Consider the following 17,330-nt stretch of genomic DNA (forward strand, 5'->3'; position numbering starts at 1 on the left):
CGATTAAGTTAACAGCGATGTAGCCGTTTGAGCGTTATTCGTTCTATATCCAGACCTGCTGGTCATTCACTTTTAGCAAGAGGAATAATCCGTGGAAACTGATGTGGAAACTACAGATATAGAGCTACGGGTAGAGCATGATTTACTGGGCGAGGAAACCGTGCCCGCCGCTGCTTACTTCGGTATTCAGACCCAGAGAGCAGTACGAAATTTTGACATTTCCGGTGTACCCATCAGCCATTATCCGCCATTGATTAAAGCCCTGGCGATGGTTAAGCAGGCCTGTGCCCAGGCCAATCTTGAGTTGGGGCTGCTCGATGAGCATAAGGCGATGGTTATTGTTGCTGCTTGCCAGGAAATTGTTGACGGGAAGTTACACGACCAATTTGTTGTTGACCTTATTCAGGGCGGAGCGGGCACGTCGACAAACATGAATGCCAACGAGGTCATTGCCAATCGCGCGCTGGAATTACTTGGTCATAAAAAAGGTGAGTACCAATATTTACATCCGAATAATGATGTCAATATGTCTCAGTCTACCAACGATGTTTATCCTACCGCCGCCCGTCTTGCCGTCATTTTTAGCGATGATCCTCTAGTTGATGCTACATCCGCCTTACAACAAGCGCTGGAGGCTAAGGCAGAGGAATTTGCAGATGTACTGAAAATGGGGCGAACCCAGCTTCAGGATGCGGTTCCGATGACACTGGGCCAGGAGTTTTCCGGTTGGGCGACCACTTTGTCCGAGGATATTGACCGGATGGGCGAGCTCGCCAGCCTGTTTTGTGAGATCAATCTGGGTGGTACAGCTATTGGTACAGGCATTAATACACACCCTCGGTACGGCGCTCTGGCAGTGAAAAAACTGGCAGAAATTTCGGGAATTCCGGTAAAACCAGCGACTCATCTGGTCGAGGCAACCTCTGATATGGGCGCTTTTTTGATTTTCTCGAGTATGTTAAAGCGATTGGCGGTTAAGCTGTCAAAAATTGCCAATGATTTGCGGTTGCTGTCCAGTGGACCGCGGGCCGGTTTCAACGAGATAAATTTGCCACCAGTGCAACCGGGTTCGTCGATCATGCCAGGAAAGGTGAACCCGGTTATTCCAGAAGCGGTAAATCAGACAGCTTTTCAGGTGATTGGCAACGATCTCGCATTGACGCTGGCGGCCGAGGGTGGCCAGTTACAGCTGAACGCTTTTGAACCATTGATTGTTTACAATCTGTTAGGCTCGCTCAGTATGATGACCCGCGCCATTATTATGCTGACAGAGCGTTGCATTGTAGGTATTACCGCAAATCGTGAATTATGCGCCAATACCGTTCGCGATAGCATTGGCATCGTCACCGTCTTCAGTCCGCATATAGGTTATGAGAATGCCACGCGAATTGCAGGGCTTGCATTGAGTTCGGGAGCCAGTGTTGTTGATCTCATTCGCAAGGAAAAACTACTTTCAGAAGAAAAAATCGAAGCAATTATTCGTATTGAAAACCTAACCGGACCGAGTAGCCTGTTGCAGGGTGTGGTGATGACCGATATTGATCGCTCGTATACGCATCTTATGCCCAATGACCTCAACAACGACCTCAAATAGACCACTCTTCTCACCTGAGAATGGACGAGATTCGCGGTTGCAGTCGGTTGTGCCCGTGTGTCTGCCGGTAAAGGATAAATGCTACCCGGAACATTGAATGCCTGGGTGTTTCAACAGGCTGTTATCCTCCGTAATAATTACACGATGAAGGATTGTAAACACGCCCCCTTTTGGCCCCGTTCTCCTGCTTTTTCTGTTTGGGGTGGCGGTTGGACTGTTGTGCCCGGAAGTGCCGCTACCGTCGCCTATTTATGTAGTCATTCGTTGTTATGGCAATGGGTGCCACATGGCTCTTGATTGCTTTCCCAATACCTCAGTTTCCAGGGTGATTTTTCCGTTCAGACGGAGCGTCTATCGCTGCTCATTACGACGCTGCCAGCGTTGTCGCTGGTGTGGTTGTTATCATTTATTTTGCAACACGCTACATTGATTTCGAATCACACATGCCGTTTTTGCTTGTTGTGATGAAAATCCCGACTATGTACGTCGATATCTTGCAGGCTCGTGGTCTGTCACTCAATATACGTGTCGGTAAAATAGCTTAGGTAATTATTGATAACGATATAGTCTATAGTGCTATTTTTAAAATGGCTTAACTGAGGGAGAAAAGATGAGAACACGTGCGGCCGTGGCGTTTGGAGCGGGAAAACCGCTGGAAATTGTAGATGTGGATCTTGACGGGCCTAAAGCGGGCGAAGTACTGGTTGAAATCAAGGCGACAGGTGTTTGCCATACCGATGCTTTCACGCTGTCAGGTGATGATCCTGAAGGCGCATTTCCGGCGATACTGGGTCACGAGGGCGCGGGTGTTGTTGTCGAAGTGGGGCCAGCCGTTAAAGGTCTTAAGCCAGGTGATCACGTCATACCGCTTTATACCCCCGAGTGTCGGGAATGCGAATATTGCCTAAACCCCAAAACGAACCTTTGTCAGGCCATTCGCAGTACCCAGGGGCAGGGCGTGATGCCGGATGGCACCAGCCGCTTTTCGCTGGACGGCAAGCCAATCCTGCACTACATGGGGTGCTCGACCTTTTCAAACTACACGGTATTGCCGGAAATTTCTCTCGCCAAAGTACGTAAGGATGCGCCCTTTGACAAGATTTGCTATATCGGTTGCGGTGTTACAACCGGTATTGGTGCCGTCGCATTTACCATGAAAGTAGAGCCTGGCTCTACTGTTGCGGTGTTCGGTTTGGGTGGTATCGGTTTGAATGTCATTCAAGGCGCCAAAATGGTGGGAGCCACTCGCATCATCGGCATTGATCTGAACCCCTCAAAAGTGGCGTTGGCAAAACAGTATGGTATGACAGATTTTGTGAATCCCAATGAGGTCGAAAACATTGTCGATCATCTGGTGCAAATGACGGGTGGCGGCGTCGACTACAGTTTTGAGTGCATTGGTAACGTAGAGGTTATGCGTCAGGCGCTTGAGTGCTGTCACAAAGGCTGGGGCCGTAGTTGTATTGTGGGTGTCGCGGGTGCTGGCAAGGAAATTTCTACTCGTCCTTTTCAATTAGTGACCGGCCGCTCATGGCACGGTACTGCCTTTGGTGGTGCCAGGGGGCGTACAGATGTCCCCAAAATTGTTGACTGGTATATGGACGGTAAAATCAATATCGATGAGCTGATTACCCACACCATGCCGCTTCAGGATATCAACAAAGCGTTTGACCTTATGCATAGCGGTGAAAGTATCCGTTCGGTGGTACTGTACTGATGACGATAGAACAAATTGGTGCTAATAAATCCTTTGGTGGATCGCAGTTACGGTATAAGCACCTGTCGCGGGTGCTTAATTGCGAGATGGTGTTTTCGGTTTATCTACCGCCACAGGTTGAAGGCGGTGTCAGGGTGCCGGTGTTGTTCTGGCTGTCTGGCCTGACATGCACAGACGAAAATTTCGTTACCAAAGCCGGAGCACAGCAATTCGCGGCAAGGTACGGGGTGGCGATTGTCGCCCCGGATACCAGCCCCAGAGGGGTAGGGGTGCCCGATGATCCAGACGGTGCTTATGATTTTGGCTTGGGCGCGGGGTTCTATGTGAATGCAACTGAGCAACCCTGGGCAACATATTATCGGATGTACGATTATATCGTTGATGAGCTTCCGGGTTTGGTGGCAAGCGAGTTTCCGGTTGACATTGCTCGTTCCGGTATATTTGGCCACTCGATGGGAGGGCATGGTGCGTTGACTATTGCCCTGAAAAATCCTGATAAATACCAATCGGTTTCAGCGTTTTCACCTATTGTATCGCCGAGTAATTGTCCTTGGGGAGAAAAAGCCTTTAGTCATTACTTAGGCAATGACAGGGAAAGCTGGCAGCAGTACGACAGCTGTGAACTGGTTCGATCGGCTACGCAACATCTGCCAATACTGATCGACCAGGGTGATGCAGATGATTTCTTGCAGGAGCAGTTAAAGACGGAACTCTTACTCAAAACTGGAATGGAAGCAGATTATCCAATGAATATCCGAATGCAGGCAGGTTATGATCATAGCTACTTCTTTATTGCGACCTTTATTGAAGATCATATTCGTTTTCATGCCCAACATTTATCAGCAGTTATCAACAGACCCGCATAAAGCCGAATCGTAAAGACCATGTAAAAGCGTTGACGACTGTTTGAGAGTAGTATGAATCACTCGAAGGGCTGTTACTCTCTGTTCTGCACGAATGATAATGGCAGTTTGGCCATGTGCCAGCGGATGTCACTTCCGGTATTGCCGAGGCACTGAATCTGCCTCAGGCGAGAGGGCACAAGCTGGAAAGCTATGAGCCTAATGTGTTGTCAGTTGATTATGGCCATACCACTGACGATGGGCAGTGCAGGCCCCCTATTTGAAAAACCAGCAACGGTTAACCTTTGCGCGGGCAGGAAAGGGTGATCCACTCTGTTTGGAAAATTATCAGCGTTTGGCCGGTTTTGAAAGGCTGTGCAATGTACCGGCAATGTACCGACAATGAACCCGCAGCAAATTGTGACCGAGGTAAAAGACCCCGGCCTGCGTGGTCGCGGCGGCTTTTCCGACGGGTATTAAATGGCAGGCAGTGCTGGGCGCAGCGGGCGAGCAGAAATACATCGTCTGTAATGGTGTTTCCTGGGTAACCTGTGATGTTTTCTGCAAACCGCTTGCGGCAGCAGAAGTGACCATCACAGGCAGGCACTCATCTGGTATCGTCAGGTGACGCTTGGCAGTGACGTAGCCGCAGGGGTTAATCCGCTTCCTTCGAACAGGAGTGTTGACCAGGTTTATTGTTTCCCGAAAGGGGTATTTTCACTTCTCGCCTTGTAAACAGGTTATCTGCCCCAATATGTAAGGGAACAGTCAATTTTGCCTGTCCCTACCGAAAGGCTTTTTAATGCCGTCTCAAAATGATAGTTCTGCTACCCAATGGGGATCTCGACCCCAATCGCCTCCGGATATTGACCAAATAGTGGCTCAAGCTATTGCTCGGATAAAAAGATTATTTTCAGGAGGTGGCTCAGGAAAAAATTCAGGTGGACGCTTTGGCGGGTTATTTACCTTTGCCATTATGTTGCTAATAGGTCTAAGTCTGTGGTCGGCCTATTACACCGTGCCCAGTGATTCGGTTGCTGTGGTGCAGCGGTTTGGTATGTATCTCAAAGAAGTGCCACCGGGTCTACATTTTAAGCTGCCGTTGGGTATTGATAATGCGACTATTGTTCCTGTTAAACGGCAGTTAAAACAAGAGTTTGGTTTTGCCACCCAGGGTGCCTATGATCCTTATCAGGGTGCACGCGATGGAGTAAGGGAAACCCAAATGGTTACCGGTGATCTCAATGCCGCACTGGTGGAATGGGTAGTTCAATACCGTATATCAGATCCGGTCAAATTTTTGTTTGAAGTGCGTGAACCCGGTGAAACCCTGCGTTCTGTATCAGAATCGGTGATGCGTGAAGTGGTAGGTGATCGAACCGTGGACGAAGTGATTACTATCGGTCGGCAGGAAATTGAAATTGAAGCGCTGGTCAAAATGCAGGAGCTATCCACCAAGTATGTGATGGGTATCAGCATTGATCAGGTGCAGTTAAAAAATATTAATCCGCCCAGGCCTGTGCAGGAATCCTTTAATGAGGTGAACCAGGCGCAGCAATCGAAAGAAAAACTTATTAATGAGGCGCGGCGGGAATATAACAAAGTCATTCCTCTAGCCGAGGGTGAAAAAGATCAGCGTATCCGCGAAGCGGATGGTTATCGTCTCAAGCGCATCAATGAAGCCGAAGGTGATGCCTTGCGCTTTAATGCGTTGTTTACTGAATACCAAAAAGCACCGGAAGTAACTCGCCGTCGCATTTACATTGAAACCATGCAAGATGTGCTGCCGAAAATAGAATCAAAAGTATTGATGGACGATGCCATGTCTGGCCTGTTGCCATTGCTTAACCTCGATGGGCAAAAGGAGCGCAAACAATGAAAAACTTAACGATGTTTGCGGTGTTGTCCATTCTTCTTGCTGGTGTGTTTGTCTTAGGTAGTTCGATATATACCGTTGATGAAGTCGAGCAAGTCATCATCACCCAATTTGGTAAGCCAGTTGGCGAGCCGGTTACGGAAGCTGGCCTTAAATTCAAGGTGCCTTTTGTGCAAGAGGTTAATCCCATCGACAAGCGGGTGCTTGAGTGGGATGGCGCGCCTTCGGATATGCCGACAAAAGATAAATTGTATATCTCTGTCGACTTGTTTGCCCGCTGGCGCATTGTTGATCCGCTACAGTATTTTTTACGCTTGCGTGATGAACGCAGTGCGCAGTCAAGGTTGGACGATATCCTCGGCAGTGAAACGCGAAACGCCGTGGCTAAACACGAATTAATAGAAATTATTCGCACGACTAAAAATCGGGTACCGTTAATCGATACCACGGTTCTTGGTGAGGCTATTTTGCCTTCTACCGAACAGCAAGGGCCTACGATGGGAGCTTTAGTGCCCATTGAGAAAGGGCGAAAGTTGGTTGAACAGGAAATATTCCGAGCGGCGGCTGAAAAAGTCGGCGTGTTTGGTATTGAGTTGTTAGATATTCGCTTTAAACGCATTAACTACAACGAAAGCGTGCGGCCTAAAATTTATGACCGCATGATCAGTGAGCGCAGGCAGATTGCCGAACGTTTTCTTTCTGAAGGTAATGGTGAAGCGGCGAGAATACGTGGTAATCGGGTGCGGGATCTCAACAAAATTCAATCCGAAGCCTATCGTCAGGTAGAGGAAATTCGAGGCCTGGCCGATGCCAAGGCGACGGAAATCTATGCCAGTGCTTATAATCAGAGCCCCCAGGCTGTTGAATTTTACGAATTTACCCGTACGATGGCCTCCTATCCCGTTATTATCGGCGACAGCACTACTATCGTGTTATCCACCGACAGTGATCTTTTCAAGTTCCTCAAAGGCATGAGCCCCGCTAAGGGCAAACGCAACTAAGCGGCTACAACTAAACCATGTACTACAATAAACAGGTGTAGAAATTTATGGGTAAGGAAAAGAAAAGTAATAAAGAGACAAAGAAGCAGCCATTGCTGACCCAGAAAGAAAAAAAGGCAGCAAAAAAAGCAAAGAATAACAATCGGATCAACAGCATGGGGACACTCTAAAAACAATCCGCCAACGACGCTTTTGAGCATGATGGGGTATTGATATAGTGATTATCAATCAAGAAGAAAACCAGGCTCGCACATCATCGTCATTGATATTGAGGGGAAAATCCATATCCCCGGGACTTTCCCAAGGCCTGACCCATCTTCACTATGGTTTACTGGGGCCAATCGATGTGCCCGAACCGCTAACCGGGGATGGCATTGAATATGAATTCTCTCGCCTAGATACGGCTACAGCCAGTATTTCTGACGATCTGCTGGTGTTGGCCACACGTGTAGAAAAACAGATTGATGCACGCCTGGCCGAAGTGTTCGGCGCACATCAACTGATGGTTAATGACCGCGTGCTAAGAGATGAGCTGCGCAAGGAAATTGCGGAAAACCTAGTCAGTGCCAGCAGTGCAGTAAAGACCGTATTTCTTCGCTGGGAAAAACGATTTTTATTGATGGAGTCCCAAGTGGCCAGGGACAAAGGCGACGATATGCACGACATTTCGATCAGATTGCAGAATGCCCTGGCTGGTATTACGGTTCATTCACTGGATAAAATTCCTGATAATTGTGTACTTACGACATCGCGTTTGCTGCCTTCCGATACAATTTTTCTTGCAGGGCGGCCTATTGCTGCGGTGCTTTTACAATATGGTAGCTCAGGCTCCCACGCAGCATTGTTTGCGCGGGAGATAGGACTGCCAGCCATTACGGGTATTCCGGAATTGTTTGCCAACATACCCGACAACACATGGGTATTAGTGGATGCGGATAGGGGAGCGGTAACGATTAGGCCTGATGCTGATGATAAAGCGCTTTTCCAGCAAAAAATTAAAACTAAAGCCAAGATTTTTGAGACCGCGCGGACTCATGCACAGCGTCCAGCAATAACAGAAGACGGCGTTTCTATTTCTGTGTTGGCCAACGTAGGTTGCCGGGATGACACGGAAAAAGCCATGCGTAATGGTGCTGATGGTATCGGTTTATATCGTATTGAGCAGGCTTATCTGGGGCGTAGCGTTCCGCCGAACAAGGAAGAGCTTCTCAGTGAAATGCGTGAGACTCTGGCAGCGGCAAAGAGTCACAGTATATGCATACGTCTACTGGATATTGGTGCAGATAAACCGTTGCCTTTTCTTGGTTTTATGGCAGAAACCAACCCTGCTTTAGGGCGACGTGGCATTCGGTTTTTATTGGAATATCCCGAGCTTTTGACTACGCAATTAGCCGCTATATTGGAACTTTCCAGAGAATTCGATATTCGTGTACTCATCCCAATGGTTACCCTGCCCGGGGACATTTTAATGGTGAAAGAACAGCTAATGAAACTCGGTGAAAACATGGGGCTTGCAGAGCTTCCATCAGTAGGGGCCATGATTGAAACACCGGCAGCGGCACTTTCAGCAAAAGCCATCGCCAAGCATGTCGACTTTTTCAGTTTTGGTACCAACGACCTGACACAATATACCTTTGCGGCTGACCGGGATAATGCCGCCGTGGAGCGGTACTTTAACGATGCATCTGATGCGATCTTCCGGCTTTTACAACTAACCAGCCAGGATGCACCCGAAATACCACTTTCTTTGTGCGGGGAACTGGCAGGCAGATCTGAACATATTCCGCGGTTGTTACAATCTGGTATACGCAACCTGAGTATTGCACCGCCATTGATTCCCCAGATTAAACAGGCCATTCGCCATACCAGGTGTTTCGCCTGACATACAAACTACAAATCATTCACACTCATATCCGTCAGCCGGTGCTTGTGTTAAGGTGGACTCTCACTTCCAACCAGCGGGATATCTTGCCCGCGGTATTTTCACTTAGCGGGACTTCTCGTTGACATTCGGCTAATTCTGGTCGGCACGATCTGGTTGCCTCCTGAGTCTGTACTCAAGGAACCACCATGCCTGCAAAATTAGGCAGTTTATCTATTATCGAACAGTCAGTAATGCCCAAAGGTGATGCAGAGCATTTGCCATTGAAGCCATCGCGTACCCATCAGCGAGTAACTACCGCTATTGTTTATTGCGAAGGCAACTTCGCTGCAATAGACGGCAAAACAGCCAACGGACTGGTACGTCATTTCGAGAAGTACACAATCGTTTCTGTTATCGACAGCGAAAAATTCGGGCTTGATAGCGGCACGGTACTGGATGACAAAACCAACAATATACCCATTTGCAAAGACCTTGCTGATGTATTGGCACAATGCTGTAAGCATGCCCGCTTAATTACAGTGAATTGGTTCGTGCCATGACCTCGCCATTTGTTACAAAAGCCTATATCTCTCGACAAGGTGCGTCATTAGTTTCTTCTTCTAACAAGAACGGATTACCAGTATGAAATTGAAAACACATCTATTTACCTTGGCAACCATCCTTGTATTGTTGATGACTTCTGTTGGTAAGTTGTGGGCACAAGCTGATGTTTTGGATCTGCCAGCAAATGCCTACAAAAAAAGCTATGGAGATGGTTGGTATTGCGAGAGAGGATTTAAAAAAACCAACAATAGCTGTTTGGTGATAAAAATACCGAAAAATGCGTATCTCGATTCATTTGGATCAGATTGGAAATGCAATCGGGGGTTTTTAAAGAGCAATGATGCTTGTGAACGGGTAAATGTTCCTGCTAATGCCTATTTGGTTGATGCGCAATATGGTACGGGTTGGGAGTGCGAGAGGGGGTACAAGCCTAAGCAAAGCGGTTTTAGAGGAATTCAGTGCGTTAAAATTGATATACCTGCACACGCTGTTTTAAGTGAATCAAACTATGGTTTAGGTTGGGATTGCGAACAAGGTTACAAAAAAATCGGTAATAGCTGCAGGCTGGTTGTCATCCCCGCCAATGCTTATGCAGCCGATTCGTCCTACGATAAAGGTTGGGAGTGCATGAGAGGTTACAAGGAAAGTAGCAGTGCCTGCATTGCCCTGAAAATTCCCGAGAACGCTTTCCTTGATCGGCGCGGGGAAAATTGGCAATGTGTGCGAGGGTATCAAAAAAATGAAGACACGTGCTCGAGAATTGTCCTTCCGGAGAATGCTTATTTGAAAGATGGAGGCAATGATTGGCGGTGTGTCAGAGGGTTTGAAAAAAAGGCTATGGTCTGCTCGCTCATTATTATCCCCGCAAATGCGCATATCGATTCGATGGGGAGTGGCTGGCGCTGTAATGAACCTTATCGTGAAAACCGGGGGTTATGTGAAATCGGTGGAGGTTAGGGTGGCGAAGGTCAAATGAAACGTTACAAAATTCTACATGAGACTCTGTACAACTTTTCTGGGTCAGTGCAATTGTTACCGCACACCTTGCGATTGCGGCCAAGGGAGGGGCATGAGTTGCGTATAGAAAGTTCGGCGTTGGATATTTTTCCAGCGGCAACATTGCGCTGGCACCGGGATGTGGAAGGAAATTCAGTTGCCACGGCAACATTCAACGGCAGCACGCAAAATCTGACCATAAAAAGCGAGATCATTATTCAGCAATATGACCAGACCCCTCACGACTTTCTGGTTGCTGATTATGCGGTCGATTATCCCTTCAGCTATATCGATGAAGATAAAGTGCTGTTGTCGCCTTATATGCAATCAACCGATACGGCAGAAACCAACCTGCTAACAAGCTGGATTCATGATATTTGGCAGCCTGACGAGAAAATTCAAACTTTCGCCTTGTTGCTTCGACTAAACCAGCGTATCTATCAAACCTTAACCTACCGAAGACGCGAAGAGGAAGGCGTACAAAGTGTCGAGCAAACCCTATCCCTTGGCTCAGGTTCCTGTCGCGATTCAGCCTGTCTTTTTATGGCTGCAGCAAGGCAGCTGGGTTTTGCAGCACGATTTGTCAGCGGCTACATTTATTCCGATGCGACCACCAATCCTCTCGGTCAGTCAGGGTCTACCCACGCCTGGGCAGAGGTGCTTATTCCTGGCGCAGGTTGGAAAGGTTTTGACCCAACCATTGGCAACATTGTCGGGGCTGAACATATTACTGTTGCTGTGGCGAGATTGCCGGAATCGGTGCCGCCCATCGCAGGGTCTTTTCATGGGCCATCTGGCACGAAAATGGTTGTCAATGTCTGGGTAACAGCGATGCCATAGGTATTGTTAAAACAGAGAGGCCTCAATATGTGGTTGCAGACAAGCTGTGAATTAAAATTTTTCATTGATGTGCCTACGCCCTTTATTCTGATGCTTCGACCAAGGAGCGGTGCACAACAGTGGATTGCCAGTGAAGAGTATCTGCTATATCCCAGTGTTCCAGCTTTTGAATTTACCGATGATTATGGCAACCTGTGCCAGCGATTGATCGCCCCTTCAGGTGACTTTACCATTTATACCTCTGCCAGAATTATGACGGCTGACAATGTCGATCAAGCATTTGGTGGCCATTTTGTTGATATTCAAAACTTGCCAGACGCGGTGCTTAAGTATCTGTTGCCCAGCCGCTATTGTGAATCTGATCATTTTGGCGATATGGCATCTGAAATAACGACAAATCAACAACCCGGTTATGATCAGGTAGCAGAAATCGAGCGCTGGTTAAATACCAGTATTGGTTTTCGGCCAGCCAGCAGCTTCTCTTCCTTATCTGCAGCTGAAGTGAATCAACAGAAAGCGGGTGTATGTAGAGATCTGGCTCATCTGGGCATAGCCCTGTGCAGAAGTCTAAGCATTCCTGCTCGAATGGTGGTTGGTTATTTATATGGCCTTGAACCCATGGAGCTACATGCCTGGTTTGAAGCCTATGTTGCTGATCGCTGGTACACTTTTGATGCAACACAGAAGTTCAAAAAGGGTGGGTATGTAGCTGTCGGGTATGGCCGTGATGCGGCGGATGTGGCGGTTTATAATCAATTTGGGCCGCCGATCTATCCCGTACAACAAACCGTTCACGTGCAACTTGCCTAACTTTGCAGGGGTTTGCGGACGCAGCACTTCAATGCTTCAACTGACGATCGCAAACAGCTTTCTCGGCTGGATGGATCGTTACGCTTGATTACGTACAGAGGTTTTCAGAAAGGCCGGGTTCAACCGCAGCAGTAACTCGATGATCCAAAATTGTATTTAAAGCCGAGGGTCAGGGCAAAATACGTCGGGTTGCAGGGCGGTTTCAGCCGGTGAATTGCCCCGGCAGCTGGTGGCTGCTTTCAGGTAAACCGGATTATCGTATCAGGTGTCAATATTGAGAACAGCTTTAAACAATCGGGGTAATGATGTCTGCATTAGTGTCGGAGTAATCATTGTCAGAATAATCAAAAAAGCTGTTTGCTGCCTTTATTCAAAAAGTACCCTGGCACAGGTTTCTCCGCCTGGTAACGTTTTCAGGGAAAACTCCCAGCCTAGATGTTCACAAATCAAGGTGACAATATATAAACCGAGCCCTGTAGTGGTGTCTGTTGTTTCAGAATCCTGCTTATTAATGGCCTCGATGCCTTGGTCTCGCACTTCTACGTGCTGATTTGAGAAGTCAATCCAGACCTTACCCTGGTTATGATTCAGTGCATTATTAACAAGATTGTTAAAAAGGATCCGTACCATATTTCTGTTAGCAGAGATCATGGCATCATGCTTGGCTACAATGTCTATTCGCTCTGAGGCCGCAGGGTCTGCGATTTTTATAGCCGCTACCCATTCGTCGATCAGGGTGTTGAGAGAGAATGATTCCGTGTCTGCCTCCGTTTTGCTTTGTCGTATCAGGTTTAGCAGCACGTTAACATTGGCAGACATTGTGTTTGCCGATGCGATGATTCGTTGCAAGGTTTTCTGGTCATCCCCATTAAGCTGTTGACGACGCTCAATAACCTCGGCGGCTCCCATAATAACGGCGATAGGTGTTCTGAGTTCATGGCTGGCCATGGTGATCAGGGAACGCTCACGCTTGACAAGCTGGTCTATTTCGTCGAGATATTTGTTGAGTGCTCGGGAAATTTCATTGAGTTCGCTATCTTTATAGATAGCAGGAAGGTAGGTTTCTCTGCGTCCCTGTTTGATATGCATGATATCTTGTGTGAGAGCCTGGATCGGCTGTGCAATCCTGTGGCTGATCAATGATGCAAAACCAATCCCTGAAATAATGGATAGCCCGGCAAGGGCAAGCAACACAGTGACCATCAGGTTTTCATATTGTTCAAACTGGCTTAAGTCTTTGGCCAGATAGTAGGTGCCTTCCGGAATCCGATTGATGATTATTCGGTACTCCTTACCCAAAATTTCGACATCGCCATCAAAAGGAACGGGCAAATTATTGAATATAACGGGCAGGTGTTCATAGGGTGAACTATCTGCTGGCAGGTAGGTGATGGTTAGCATAGCCGACTGAGCATGGACGACTTTGTCGGTTTCATGGCGGCTCAGGAAATGTTCAATTTCTGCCTGCTTGTCAATTGCAAGTGTGGTTTCTTCCAGCCCCTCCAGTAATAGCCAGGTAGATATTAGTACGATGCTAACACTGAGCAAATATACCCGAATGAATATTTGCTTTACGCGTCGGGAAAGTGAGCTGATCATGGCTTGCCTGCTAAATGAGGTGAAGGGCATAGCCACGACCATGTAATGTTTTTATAACATCCTGGCCGAAAGCTTCTTTTAGGGTTTTACGCAACCCGTAAACATGGGTGCGAACTGTGTTTGGGTCACCATCATCAATGCCCCAGAGTTTTCGGCTGAACTCCTGATAGCTGACAAACTTTGGATATTGCCGAACAAGAATTTCAAAAATCGTTGCACTGTAACCTGACAGGGTGACTTCGGCTTTATTTCGAAATGAGACTTTAAGAGTTCCGGGGCAGTAGGTGAGATCTTCTGCTCTCAGGTAGTCCTGGTCGACACTGCCGCGGCGGAGTAAAGCCTGGATGCGAAGTTCAAGTTCGCGCATGTGAAAAGGTTTGATCAGATAATCATCAGCGCCGCTATTAAATGCCTTTGTTTTATCTTCGATAGAATCCCGGGCAGTTAACATAATAACGGGCACGGAAGACTGTAAATCCTGACGAATTCGCTGGCAAAGCGTTAACCCACTGATTCCGGGCAGCATAATATCCAGAACGATAACATCATAACTATTGGTTGCCAGCAGATGAAGTGCGGTTAGACCGTCAGCTGCATAATCCAGCTCATAATGTTGATCACCGAGATATTCATAAAGATTCTCGGCCAGTTTTTGATGATCTTCAACGATCAGTAAGCGGTACTTGTTTTTCACTGAAAACCCTTGCAGGACACCACCGGATTGCCGGATATAAATCACTCATAACCCGGATTGTAACCTCCTACCTCTGCTTGGCACACATGAATCGGTTTTTTACTTGTCCAGATGAAACCAATCAGAGCAGTAAACCAGCAAATGCCAACGGTCCAGATGTCATGCGACAGTAAATGAGCCCCCCGAAATTGTTGGGAAAATCCAAATATTGCTCCCAATAACAAACCAAAAGTCAGACCCGCAAAGCGCCACCTGGGTTTACAAAGCAGGCAAAAGAAATAGAGTGCGATCCATGCGTAACCTCCACTGGCATGACCGGAGGGGAAGCAACGGCCGGTTCCCGTGCCAAAAATGGAAGCAAAAACCGGGTGTACAGGTTTTTCTCCACCATAGACTTGAAAGCTCCAGGGGCAGTCTATATGCGTAATCGCCTTTAATCCGGAAACAACCACTAGGGAAACAAGTACGGTGGTTAATAGATAGATTAGCCCCCGGCGATAGTTGGCCATTGAAGAAACAAACCAGGTGGTAATCAATGCGCACAGGTTGAGGGTGATGCAAACGCCTACAAAAATACGGCCGCCTCTGTGAATAATGCCTTCTAGCAGCCAGTTTTCCTTCAAATTCCAGTTGTAACCCTGAACCGCATAAAGGTGATCTGACAGAATAAAATCAAAGTGAAAATAATCCAGCCACAGAGTAGCAAGCAGCAGCAAAAGAAGAGGTAATAAGCCATGGTAGAAATAAAACTTTTTCACAGCAGGATAATCCCCCAGGTTATGCCTGCGATTGCCAAACTGACAAGAACAGCCGCGGATCCCAGATCCTTGGCTCTGCCGCTTAATTCATGATGCTCGTAACTGATTCGGTCTACGACGGTTTCAAGGGCAGAGTTCAATAATTCGGTTAGTAAAACTATTAATAAGCTGCCCACAAGGAGAAGTCGCTCCAGACTGTTTTCAGTAACGAAAAATGCCAGTGGTATTAAGACCGTCACAAGCAGAGCTTCCTGGCGAAAAGCGGCTTCATGCTGCCACGCCGCGCAAAATCCTTTGAGTGAATAACCCGTTGCATTTGTCAGTCTTTTGATGCCCTGGGTACCTTTGTAGGGACTCCGGCTGTTATCTGTGTTGCGGGGGTTGCTTTTTGGCATTATTCAACACCCTTGCTGGCTTGATGCTTTGCTAAAGGAAAATCAGTGCTGTTTGCCCCTCGGCAACTGTCGAAAATATCGCGTTCTCTTTGATAAATACTGGTTTGAACACCGAGCATACCGATCATGGAGTCAAACAGATTGTCATGGCTTAAACGTTCCTGACGTTTATTTTGCAGGCAGGTTTTGTCAATAGAGAATCGCTTGGCAAAATTATTACTGAGCCAGAGGATCATGGGGACATGGGTTTGCTCCTCGGGAGCCATGAAATAGGGAATGCCATGAAGGTATAGGTTGTTCTCGCCCAGTGATTCGCCGTGGTCAGATACGTAGAGCATACTGGCATCCAGAACATTTTTTCTGGAGTCAAGAAAGTCAATGACGGCAGATAAAACATGGTCGGTGTATAAAATAGTGTTGTCGTAGGCATTGATAATTTCCTGCTGGCTACATTCCTGTAATTGATTGGTATGGCAAAAGGGTTTGAATTTTTGAAACTCTTCGGGTGTGCGCAGGAAGTAGGCTGGACCATGGCTGCCAACCTGATGCATGACAATGACCATATTTTTTTCCGAGCTTTCGATAGCTTGCTGCAATTTACTGATTAGCACCATGTCGTAACATTCGGCACCCTTGCAGAAATTGATGTTATCCCCTGGGGAAACGTTCAGATGTTTTATCCGGTTGCACACCCCTTTGCAGCCGGAATTATTATCAATCCAGACAGCCTCCAAACCTGCCCTTTGCAGTATATCCAGGAGGTTATCCGAGTTGCGGGCCTGTCGCTCATTGTAGATATCACGGCCTTCATGGGAAAACATGCAGGGCAGAGATACGGCTGTGGAGGTACCACAGGAAGAAACCTGGCTAAAACTGATGATGTCATGTCGTTTCAATTCAGGGTTGGTTGCCCGGGGGTAATCGTAAAGAGAAAAATTGGCGCTGCGGGCTGTTTCACCTACTACGATCACGGTGACTACCTTCTTGTCAGTAGGTAAGCCCCAGCTTTCGGTGACATGTGCATCCAGCCCAATGGACTGAAACTCCGGGGTGTTCTTTGGCAGAAATTGTTTTGCGTAGGCATTGAGTGAATGAACGTAGTTAACTGGCACTATGAGGTCACGGATATAGCGGTGATTGCGAAACAGGGACGCATAGTCCTGATAAAACAGTAGAGCAATAAAGCCAGCTATCAAAATTGTGATGATGCTAATGAGCAGTTTCTCAAGCGCAAACCCTCTGGAGTTGCCATAATCTATTTTGATTTTCCAAACGAGGGCGGCGGGTATTAAACCGGACAGTCCAACAAAGGTTAGCAGGTTAAAACTTAACAACTCCCAGCTTTCCCTGATATCAGTCTCCATCGTGTTCTGAATCATGGTTTTATCAATCAGGATGTTATACGTTTCCATGAAATAGCAGGTCAGTGAGGAAACAATCAATATAAAGATAAGCGTGGGCTTTAACAGCCAGGGTATTGCCAGAATGGTGAGGGAAAAGTTAATTAGCACTGCCAAGAAGAAAAAAAGACTTATTATGTACAGCCAGCTATCCACGCCTCCAATACCGTGTAGCTCGTATACTGTTCTGAAAAAACGGCCATTAAACATAACCAGCAGATAAACAGTAACTATCAGGGTTAATATCCTGGCGGGGGCTCGGAACTGTAAATTCTTTATTTCCAAAAGGCTGCCTCTATCAATTCGTGTTTGAACACCACTAACTTTCGTGATGATTAGAGTGAATTATCAGCAGGTTGAACCAAGAGGATGTCAGAGAA

Annotated in this window: 18 protein-coding genes; 13 read left to right on the forward strand and 5 right to left on the reverse strand. The window is 47.2% G+C overall.

Features of this window, described 5'->3' with window-relative positions; genetic code table 11:
- Positions 1-118 precede the first annotated feature (118 nt).
- The 13 genes from H7A02_03545 to H7A02_03605 all read left to right on the forward strand — a co-directional run bounded on the left by H7A02_03545 (position 119) and on the right by H7A02_03605 (position 12,104).
- Positions 119-1,594: an aspartate ammonia-lyase gene (locus tag H7A02_03545; GenBank protein ID MCP5171326.1), complete on the forward strand. Its 1,476-nt coding sequence runs from the start codon at positions 119-121 to the stop codon at positions 1,592-1,594.
- A gap of 353 nt (positions 1,595-1,947) precedes the next feature.
- A complete protein-coding gene (locus H7A02_03550) occupies positions 1,948-2,139 on the forward strand; it encodes a sodium-dependent bicarbonate transport family permease (GenBank protein ID MCP5171327.1) in 192 nt (63 codons plus the stop codon).
- Between the two features lie 65 nt (positions 2,140-2,204).
- Positions 2,205-3,311, forward strand: a complete 1,107-nt coding sequence (locus H7A02_03555) for an S-(hydroxymethyl)glutathione dehydrogenase/class III alcohol dehydrogenase (GenBank protein MCP5171328.1) — start codon at positions 2,205-2,207, stop codon at positions 3,309-3,311.
- Positions 3,312-3,316: 5 nt separating this feature from the next.
- Complete coding sequence (gene fghA, locus H7A02_03560; GenBank protein MCP5171329.1) at positions 3,317-4,177, forward strand: S-formylglutathione hydrolase; 861 nt, start codon at positions 3,317-3,319, stop codon at positions 4,175-4,177.
- A 113-nt stretch (positions 4,178-4,290) separates the two neighbouring features.
- A complete protein-coding gene (locus tag H7A02_03565) occupies positions 4,291-4,437 on the forward strand; it encodes a hypothetical protein (GenBank protein MCP5171330.1) in 147 nt (48 codons plus the stop codon).
- A gap of 164 nt (positions 4,438-4,601) precedes the next feature.
- Complete coding sequence (locus H7A02_03570; GenBank protein ID MCP5171331.1) at positions 4,602-4,781, forward strand: hypothetical protein; 180 nt, start codon at positions 4,602-4,604, stop codon at positions 4,779-4,781.
- A 174-nt stretch (positions 4,782-4,955) separates the two neighbouring features.
- Positions 4,956-6,032, forward strand: a complete 1,077-nt coding sequence (gene hflK / locus H7A02_03575) for an FtsH protease activity modulator HflK (GenBank protein MCP5171332.1) — start codon at positions 4,956-4,958, stop codon at positions 6,030-6,032.
- Complete coding sequence (gene hflC / locus H7A02_03580; protein MCP5171333.1) at positions 6,029-7,030, forward strand: protease modulator HflC; 1,002 nt, start codon at positions 6,029-6,031, stop codon at positions 7,028-7,030. The genes hflK and hflC overlap by 4 nt, the downstream gene beginning before the upstream one ends.
- Positions 7,031-7,253: 223 nt before the next feature.
- Positions 7,254-8,912: a phosphoenolpyruvate--protein phosphotransferase gene (ptsP, locus tag H7A02_03585; GenBank protein ID MCP5171334.1), complete on the forward strand. Its 1,659-nt coding sequence runs from the start codon at positions 7,254-7,256 to the stop codon at positions 8,910-8,912.
- 188 nt (positions 8,913-9,100) lie between these two features.
- Positions 9,101-9,454, forward strand: coding sequence for a hypothetical protein (locus tag H7A02_03590; protein MCP5171335.1), 354 nt, complete (start codon positions 9,101-9,103; stop codon positions 9,452-9,454).
- 82 nt (positions 9,455-9,536) lie between these two features.
- Positions 9,537-10,415 (forward strand): hypothetical protein, encoded by an 879-nt coding sequence (locus H7A02_03595; protein MCP5171336.1) that lies wholly within the window; start codon positions 9,537-9,539, stop codon positions 10,413-10,415.
- A 15-nt stretch (positions 10,416-10,430) separates the two neighbouring features.
- A complete protein-coding gene (locus tag H7A02_03600) occupies positions 10,431-11,294 on the forward strand; it encodes a transglutaminase family protein (GenBank protein ID MCP5171337.1) in 864 nt (287 codons plus the stop codon).
- A 27-nt stretch (positions 11,295-11,321) separates the two neighbouring features.
- Entirely contained in the window at positions 11,322-12,104 is a 783-nt protein-coding gene (locus H7A02_03605; protein ID MCP5171338.1) for a transglutaminase family protein, read from the forward strand.
- Positions 12,105-12,470: 366 nt separating this feature from the next.
- Here the strand turns inward: H7A02_03605 and H7A02_03610 are convergent, their stop codons facing one another.
- From H7A02_03610 to H7A02_03630, 5 genes are read right to left on the reverse strand one after another with little or no spacing between them, the layout of a single operon-like run.
- Positions 12,471-13,733: a HAMP domain-containing histidine kinase gene (locus tag H7A02_03610; GenBank protein ID MCP5171339.1), complete on the reverse strand. Its 1,263-nt coding sequence runs from the start codon at positions 13,731-13,733 to the stop codon at positions 12,471-12,473.
- Positions 13,714-14,397, reverse strand: a complete 684-nt coding sequence (locus H7A02_03615; protein MCP5171340.1) for a response regulator transcription factor — start codon at positions 14,395-14,397, stop codon at positions 13,714-13,716. The genes H7A02_03610 and H7A02_03615 overlap by 20 nt, the downstream gene beginning before the upstream one ends.
- Positions 14,398-14,438: 41 nt before the next feature.
- Complete coding sequence (locus H7A02_03620; GenBank protein MCP5171341.1) at positions 14,439-15,155, reverse strand: phosphatase PAP2 family protein; 717 nt, start codon at positions 15,153-15,155, stop codon at positions 14,439-14,441.
- On the reverse strand, positions 15,152-15,550 hold the full coding sequence (locus tag H7A02_03625; protein ID MCP5171342.1) for a diacylglycerol kinase: 399 nt from the start codon (positions 15,548-15,550) through the stop codon (positions 15,152-15,154). The genes H7A02_03620 and H7A02_03625 overlap by 4 nt, the downstream gene beginning before the upstream one ends.
- On the reverse strand, positions 15,550-17,235 hold the full coding sequence (locus tag H7A02_03630) for a phosphoethanolamine--lipid A transferase (protein MCP5171343.1): 1,686 nt from the start codon (positions 17,233-17,235) through the stop codon (positions 15,550-15,552). Before H7A02_03630 ends, H7A02_03625 begins: the two co-directional genes overlap by 1 nt.
- Between the last annotated feature and the right edge of the window lie 95 nt (positions 17,236-17,330).

The organism is Pseudomonadales bacterium (assembly GCA_024234435.1).
Lineage (GTDB): Bacteria > Pseudomonadota > Gammaproteobacteria > Pseudomonadales > Porticoccaceae > JACKOF01.

Excerpts from the sequence above, each read along its gene's own strand:
- H7A02_03555 (MCP5171328.1), top strand. The coding sequence starts at position 2,205 with ATGAGAACACGTGCGGCCGTGGCGTTTGGAGCGGGAAAACCGCTGGAA.
- hflK (MCP5171332.1), top strand. The coding sequence starts at position 4,956 with ATGCCGTCTCAAAATGATAGTTCTGCTACCCAATGGGGATCTCGACCC.
- hflC (MCP5171333.1), top strand. The coding sequence starts at position 6,029 with ATGAAAAACTTAACGATGTTTGCGGTGTTGTCCATTCTTCTTGCTGGT.
- H7A02_03590 (MCP5171335.1), top strand. The coding sequence starts at position 9,101 with ATGCCTGCAAAATTAGGCAGTTTATCTATTATCGAACAGTCAGTAATG.
- H7A02_03595 (MCP5171336.1), top strand. The coding sequence starts at position 9,537 with ATGAAATTGAAAACACATCTATTTACCTTGGCAACCATCCTTGTATTG.
- H7A02_03600 (MCP5171337.1), top strand. The coding sequence starts at position 10,431 with ATGAAACGTTACAAAATTCTACATGAGACTCTGTACAACTTTTCTGGG.
- H7A02_03605 (MCP5171338.1), top strand. The coding sequence starts at position 11,322 with ATGTGGTTGCAGACAAGCTGTGAATTAAAATTTTTCATTGATGTGCCT.
- H7A02_03610 (MCP5171339.1), bottom strand. The coding sequence starts at position 13,733 with ATGCCCTTCACCTCATTTAGCAGGCAAGCCATGATCAGCTCACTTTCC.
- H7A02_03625 (MCP5171342.1), bottom strand. The coding sequence starts at position 15,550 with ATGCCAAAAAGCAACCCCCGCAACACAGATAACAGCCGGAGTCCCTAC.